The sequence below is a fragment of the Mailhella massiliensis genome (assembly GCF_020741395.1).
Lineage (GTDB): Bacteria > Desulfobacterota > Desulfovibrionia > Desulfovibrionales > Desulfovibrionaceae > Mailhella > Mailhella massiliensis_A.
In genome coordinates this window covers 1-6,169 of sequence record NZ_DYZA01000033.1, presented here as the reverse complement: position 1 = coordinate 6,169, position 6,169 = coordinate 1, and the positions used below count along the sequence as shown (strand labels likewise).

The window sequence follows — 6,169 nt, the reverse complement described above, 5'->3', positions numbered from 1 at the left end:
AATTAGTACAATACGAAACCTCCTTCTTGTCAAGGGGGATCCCCGCCTTTTTCTTTCCTGCCGATGCACAGGCAACTCCCTGCCGCGCGGAACCGCTCCAGGCCTGCGGCGGCGCTTTTCAGCAGGCGGAGGCTATCTGGGCGCAGGTTTCTTTCAGGAGGCGTATATAAAGGGCTATTTCCTCTTCCGTGAATCGCTGGCGCACGGCGGAAACCGTGACTACGGCGATGAGGTCGCCTTCGCTGCCCAGAACCGGAGCGGCCACGGAACAGGCGCCCTGTATCCTCTCGTTTGTGCTGAAAAAGCAGCCCTTACGGCGTATCTCGCCGAGGAAACGGGAAACCTGCTCCCAGCTCTCCTCCATTTCCAGCGCGTTGTCGCGATAGACCTGGACGCGGCGCACCTCAGGCAGGAAAGCCCAAAGCATCTTGCCCGATGCCCCCTTGTGCAGGGGCAGGGGCGTGCGCAGCGGGGTATGCTGACGCAGCTCCTGCGCGGCATTGTGCACAAGTTCTATGCAGAGACGAAAATTATCCCGGTCCACCACGCTCATGCCTACGCTCTGGCCCGTTTTGTGGGAAAGCCTGCGAAGATACGGCAGGGAAATCCTGCGGAGGCGCTCATACATCTGCCCGCCCTGGGCCATGCGCAGTATCGTGCCTCCCACTCCGTACAGAGTTCCCGACTTTTCCAGAAGGCCCGCTTCCACAAGGCAGGAGAGCATGCGGAAACAGGTGGACTGGGGAATTCCCGTCACCACGGAGATATCCCGGGCGCACAGGCCGTTCCGCTCCTCGGCGAACAGGGAAAGGATATCAATGAGCCGCTCCACGGAACGCATGGAGCTCTGCCCCGACTCCTTCCCTTCCGACTGTTCCGTCATGTCTTTCACAGGCTCTCCCTCCGCTCAGGTCTGCGGGTTTTCGTCTCCGTCCGCCGCCGGGCGCTTTTCCCTGCGGAAAAAGAATACCGTCCCCACCACGACGAGGCTCGCCACGTTGAGCAGCGTATTGTCGCCGATGAGGCACAGGGCGGCGACGACGAACACGATGCGCTCCAGCCAGTGCATCTTCATGCGGAAGTACCCCACCGTGGCCGCGGAAAGAGCGATGATGCCGAGGCAGGCCGTCACAAGGCAGACCATGATATGGATGAAGGAGCCTTCCGCGAGCAGGCCGGGGTTGTACACGAACATGTAGGGCACAATGAAGCCCGCCAATGCCAGTTGTACCGCCTTTATGCCTGTCTTCATGGGATTTGCGTCCGCAAGGGAAGCCGCGATATAGGACGAGAGCGCCACCGGGGGAGTGATGGTGGACATGATGCCGAAGTAAAAAATGAACAGGTGCGCGGCCATGGGCAACACGCCCATCTTGACCACGATGGGGGCGGTGATCACGGAAAGGATGATGTAACAGGCCGCGGTAGGCAGGCCCATGCCGAGGATGATGGACGCTATCATGCTCATGACGAGCACCAGGGAAAGATGGCTTCCGCTCAGGCTGATGATTGCGTTGGAAAACTTCAGCCCTATGCCCGTAAGGGAGACCATGCCCACGATGATGCCCGCGCAGGAGGTGGACATGACCACTTCCAGGGAACGGGTGGCGCTTTCTTCAAAAACCTTGACGAATCCCTTCAGGTCCAGCTTGTTCTTCCCGAAAAGCAGGTTGATGACGATGGTAAGCGCCACAGAAACAGCGCCCGCCCGCAGGGGCGAAAGATCCATGGCCAGCATGCCCACCAGCGCAACCAGGGGAAGAAGCTGATAGCCGTCTTTTTTCAGTACGGAAAGGACAGACTCCGTCTGCTCCATGGAGCGGCCGAGGCCCATGCGGAGACATTCAAAATGAATGACCGCGCCTACCGAAAGAAAATACAGGATCGCAGGTATGGCAGCAGCGACGCACACCGTGAAATAGGATACGCCGAGCACGTCGGCAATGATGAAGGCGGCCGCCCCCATCATGGGGGGCATGATCTGCCCGCCTGTGGAAGCCGCGGCCTCCACGCCGCCGGCAAAGGTACCGGGGAAGCCGGCCTTTTTCATGAGAGGAATGGTGAAGGTGCCCGTGGCGACCACGTTGGCGCTGGAAGCGCCGGAAACGCACCCGAACAGGGCGCTGCCGAGGACGGCGGCCTTGCCCGGGCCGCCCACGAAGCGCCCCGTGGCGGCAAAGGCCAGGCGGATGAACACATCGCCCATGCCCGTCCTGTTCATGACGCAGGCCAGCATGACGAACATGTAAATATAGGTGGAGGATACGCCGAGAGGAACGCCGAAAATGGCTTCGGGATAGGTATAGCAGTAGAACAGGATGCGTTCCAGGCTGTAGCCCCGGTGCCCGAAGAATGACGGCATGTAGGGCCCGAAGTAGGCGTAGGCCATGAAGGCTATGGCGATGAGAGAAAGCGCGGGCCCCATGATGCGGCGCGTCCCTTCAAGAATAACCAGCACCGCGAGGGCGGAAATGATAATGTCTTCGCTGGTGGCGGCACCCGCCCGGCTCATCAGCTCCATCTGATTGTACACCCAGTAGAGGCCCACCAGGACGCCTATGGCCGCCAGAAGGTAGTCGAGCGCCTTGTGCAGAAAGCCGTCGCCGGAAGGCTTGCTGAGAAAAACCAGCGGAAGACCGAAGGCGAGATGGATGGGCCGCTGTATCATGGCGGTAAACGGAGCTACCACGGCGGTATATGTCTGAAACGTGCTCATCCCGCAGGCGATGGCGCGATAAATCCAATCTTTGATGCTCATGTCCGTCTCTCTTTTTCGACGCAAAGGTCGGCTGTGTTCCAGAGGCGCTCCCGAAGCGGAAGCGGAAGTTCCCTTCCGCTTCCGCCCGTTCAGGATTGCGGGCTTCAGTCGATGGGCTTCAGCGCGTCGGGAATGTCGACGCCGAGCTCCTTGTAATAGCGGTACGCGCCGGGATGCAGAGGAACGGCCATGCCTTCCATGCACATTTCGGGCGTGGTGGTCTTCGCGCCGGGGAACACGGCTATGAGGTCTTCCTTGTTTTCATACAGAACCTTGAGGAACATGTAGACCATGTCCGCGGAAGCGTCCTTATGGGCGAAGAGGCCTTCATAGAACGTGACGCTGGGCACATCTGCCTTCTGGCCGGGATAGGTCCCGGCGGGAATGACGCTGCTCCGGGAAGGAATGGTCGCCCCCACAAGCTGCGCTATGTCTTCCGGTACGGGGACGAAATTCACGTCGCGGCTGGTGCACAGCTCCATCACCGGGGAAAGCGGCAGGGTGGAGAGCAGAAGGGCCGCATCGATGGTGCCGTCCTTCAGGGCGCTGCACGATTCGCCGATGGAGAGGTATTGCAGCTTCACCTTGTCGAGCATGCCCTTTTCGGTAAAGATGCGCCTGCCTACCTTTTCCATGAGGGAAGAGCCGAGCCCGATGGAGACCGTCTTTCCGGAAAGGTCGTCGATGCTTTTGATGTTCTTGTCGAGGGTGAGGAAATGATAATGGGAGCTGAACATGACCAGCACGCCGCGCAGGGGAACAGGCTTTGCGAAGTCTTCCGTGCCGTCAAAGGCGAAACGGGCCACGGGCACGCTGGAAGGCACGAGTTCCGCCTCGCCCATCTCAAGGAGCTTCACGTTTTCCAGCGCTCCAGAGCTCGCGGTGACGGTGATGTTGATATCCGGGTACTTCTTGCTGAATATCTGGCCTACGCCGGAAAAATACTGATAATAGGTGCCGCTCATGGTTGCCGTGGGCAGCGTCAGGAACGTGGTCTTCGCCTCCGCCGAAAAGGCGGCGGGCAGCAGGCACAGGGCAAAGCTCAAAGACAGGGTCAGGGCACGTTTCAACATGGGAGACCTCCTGGTGAAATAAGGTTATGTTCCCGCCCGTCAGGGACGGGCCAGCATGGCCGTCAGCTCGCGCACCTCGGAGAGCTGCTCCAGACTCATGACTTTTTCCACGACCTTCTCCGCTCTTTCCCGGGGCATGCCCCCGAGCTTGAACAGGGAGAAGCATTTTTCAAAGAGCTTCTGTTCCAGCACTTCATCGGGTTCGGCGCTGTCGAATTCTCCCGAGGCGATGGGCACTTCCCCGCTGAGGCGGCGCCCGTCCTTCAGATGGAATGTGACGCGGGTCGGCCTTCTGTCCGGCTCGCACGCGGTGAATGAGGGCTCTTCGCGCACCTCCACAAGGGAGGCCAGGGCGCGGATATCCTCCCTCGCCACGGCCTGTTCGGAGTAGGCTTCCGCATCGGAACGATGAAGCACCAGCATGGCGGCAATGCCGTGGGGAACGGACCACTGCGAGGCCAGGGCGTTCACCGGGCGCTTGCTGTCGCACCGCGACGCCCGCAGGTAGGTTTCCACTTCCACCTTTGCCACGGCATCGGGGGTGAGCACGCCTTCCCCCGCCTCATCCATGAGTTTTTTGGTGATTTCCACCGCGCCGTGCAGATGCCGGTCGCAGCCGTGCAGCTTGTAATAGTTGCGGGATGTTTCAAAGCGGCTTCCCAGCCCTTCAAGGAGCACGTCTTCCCGCAGGCCGTCCTCCCCGGCAATCTCGGCAAAGCATGTCCGCACACCGTCCTCCGCACCCGTGACGCCGGACATGGCCAGCTTCACGGCCGTCATGCCGTTGTAAGCCGCAAAGCCCGGATAGAAATTGCGCACGGTGCCGCCTTCAAAGGTCGTGCGGCGGTGCCCGAACACGGGCAGCACCGAGGCAATGTCGAGCACACGTTCAAGGCCAGCTGCATCCATGCCTTCCACGGCGGCCGCCGCAGCCGCCGCGCCGAACACCGCAACCGTGCCGTGAGGGTGAAATTCCCGCCTCATGGGCAGTACCGCCATGCCTATGCGGGCGTGAGTTTCAATACCGGCCACCATGCCTTTGAGCAGACGCCTGCCGGAAGCCTTCGCGCGCTCCGCGCAGGCCAGCGCGGCGGGAATGGACGCAATGACCGGCATGCTGTAGGAAAAGCGGTGCCCGCCGATGAACTCTCTCACCACGGCGGAAGAGGCGTTGAGCATGGCCGCCTGTTCCGCACAACGCCGCCTTCCGTCGCCGCCGATGACGGTGGCTTCCGCGGCGGCAGACTCCGCCATGTGAAGATCCATATCCCGTATGTACGCCGTCGCCCTGCCGGCGACGGCCCCGGAAACGATTTCCAGCAGACAGCGCTTCGCGCTGAGCAGGACCTTTTCCGGCAAAGCTTCATAATCCAGCCGGGCAATGCCTTCCGCAAGCGCCCGGGTCGCATTGAGTCGGGAATCAGCCATGGCTGTCACTCCCTTTTATCAGCCGTGAACCAGCATGGCCGCTCGTTCATCTCTCTGCCAGGCAAGCTGGCGCTCCACGGGCGGATTCGCCGCAAGGCGCGCTCCAAGTTCAAAGGCCCGCCGGCAATCTTCAGGAAAGACCTCCTTGCGACGCCTGATTCTCGCCTCAGGCTCGCGCACGGACATGCGGTACTTGCTGAAGTCCTTGACCTGCTGAGTTTCCGTGCACAGGAACACCTCGCAGCAGCCGAAAGTACGCGCCATGAAAAACTGCGATTTTTCCATGACTTCAAGACGGAAATGCTCAGGATACGGAGGAGATTCTCTCTCCCCTATCTGATCTTCGCGCAGGTTCATGGAATAGAAGAGGGCGGTGTTGATGATGCGGGGGAACTGCGTGCGCGTGCCCGCCGTCATGACGGACCAGGGATAGAGCAGGCGCTCAAACAGGTTCCTGAAGCAGCCCGTTTCCGCATAATAGTAGATGGGGCTTCCCAGAAAGAGCAAATCCGCATCCCGGGCGTCTTCAAGAATGGGCGTCAGGTCGTCCTTCAAAAAACATTTCGCATCGTTCTCATGGCCGAGGCGCTTGCAGAGGTAGCAGCTCCGGCACCCGGTGAAAGTATAGTCAAACATGTGGTACAGCCGGGTTTCCGCTCCCTGGGAGGCGGCGCCTTCCAGGGCTTTTTCCAGAAGTGTGGCGGTGGTCCAGGGCTGTTTGCGCGGACTGCAGTTAAAAGCCAGTGCCTTCATAGGAAACTCTCCTTGACGGGAATAGATGTTGTGCGAAAACGAAGCGTTACTTTCTTCCGACATAACGCCCGGCGCCGGGGGCGACGCAGATCTCGCCGTGATCCATGACCACGTTTCCCCGGCAGATAGTCATGACGGGGCGGCCCTTCAGGCGCAT

The 6,169-nt window shown here is 60.5% G+C and carries 5 protein-coding genes; all 5 read right to left on the bottom strand.

Features of this window, described 5'->3' with window-relative positions; genetic code table 11:
* Positions 1–118: 118 nt before the first annotated feature.
* The 5 genes from K8W16_RS01895 to K8W16_RS01875 all read right to left on the bottom strand — a co-directional run bounded on the left by K8W16_RS01895 (position 119) and on the right by K8W16_RS01875 (position 6,012).
* The gene (locus K8W16_RS01895) at positions 119–883 is read right to left on the bottom strand and encodes an IclR family transcriptional regulator (protein ID WP_304120671.1); all 765 of its coding nucleotides are present in this window, start codon (positions 881–883) and stop codon (positions 119–121) included.
* 24 nt (positions 884–907) lie between these two features.
* Positions 908–2,758 (bottom strand): TRAP transporter permease, encoded by a 1,851-nt coding sequence (locus K8W16_RS01890; protein WP_304120670.1) that lies wholly within the window; start codon positions 2,756–2,758, stop codon positions 908–910.
* A 104-nt stretch (positions 2,759–2,862) separates the two neighbouring features.
* Positions 2,863–3,831, bottom strand: coding sequence for a TAXI family TRAP transporter solute-binding subunit (locus tag K8W16_RS01885; RefSeq protein ID WP_304120668.1), 969 nt, complete (start codon positions 3,829–3,831; stop codon positions 2,863–2,865).
* Positions 3,832–3,870: 39 nt separating this feature from the next.
* Complete coding sequence (locus K8W16_RS01880) at positions 3,871–5,259, bottom strand: MmgE/PrpD family protein (protein WP_304120667.1); 1,389 nt, start codon at positions 5,257–5,259, stop codon at positions 3,871–3,873.
* An 18-nt stretch (positions 5,260–5,277) separates the two neighbouring features.
* Entirely contained in the window at positions 5,278–6,012 is a 735-nt protein-coding gene (locus K8W16_RS01875; protein WP_304120665.1) for a flavodoxin family protein, read from the bottom strand.
* Positions 6,013–6,169 lie beyond the last annotated feature (157 nt).

Excerpts from the sequence above, each read along its gene's own strand:
- K8W16_RS01895 (WP_304120671.1), bottom strand. The coding sequence starts at position 883 with ATGACGGAACAGTCGGAAGGGAAGGAGTCGGGGCAGAGCTCCATGCGT.
- K8W16_RS01890 (WP_304120670.1), bottom strand. The coding sequence starts at position 2,758 with ATGAGCATCAAAGATTGGATTTATCGCGCCATCGCCTGCGGGATGAGC.
- K8W16_RS01885 (WP_304120668.1), bottom strand. The coding sequence starts at position 3,831 with ATGTTGAAACGTGCCCTGACCCTGTCTTTGAGCTTTGCCCTGTGCCTG.
- K8W16_RS01880 (WP_304120667.1), bottom strand. The coding sequence starts at position 5,259 with ATGGCTGATTCCCGACTCAATGCGACCCGGGCGCTTGCGGAAGGCATT.
- K8W16_RS01875 (WP_304120665.1), bottom strand. The coding sequence starts at position 6,012 with ATGAAGGCACTGGCTTTTAACTGCAGTCCGCGCAAACAGCCCTGGACC.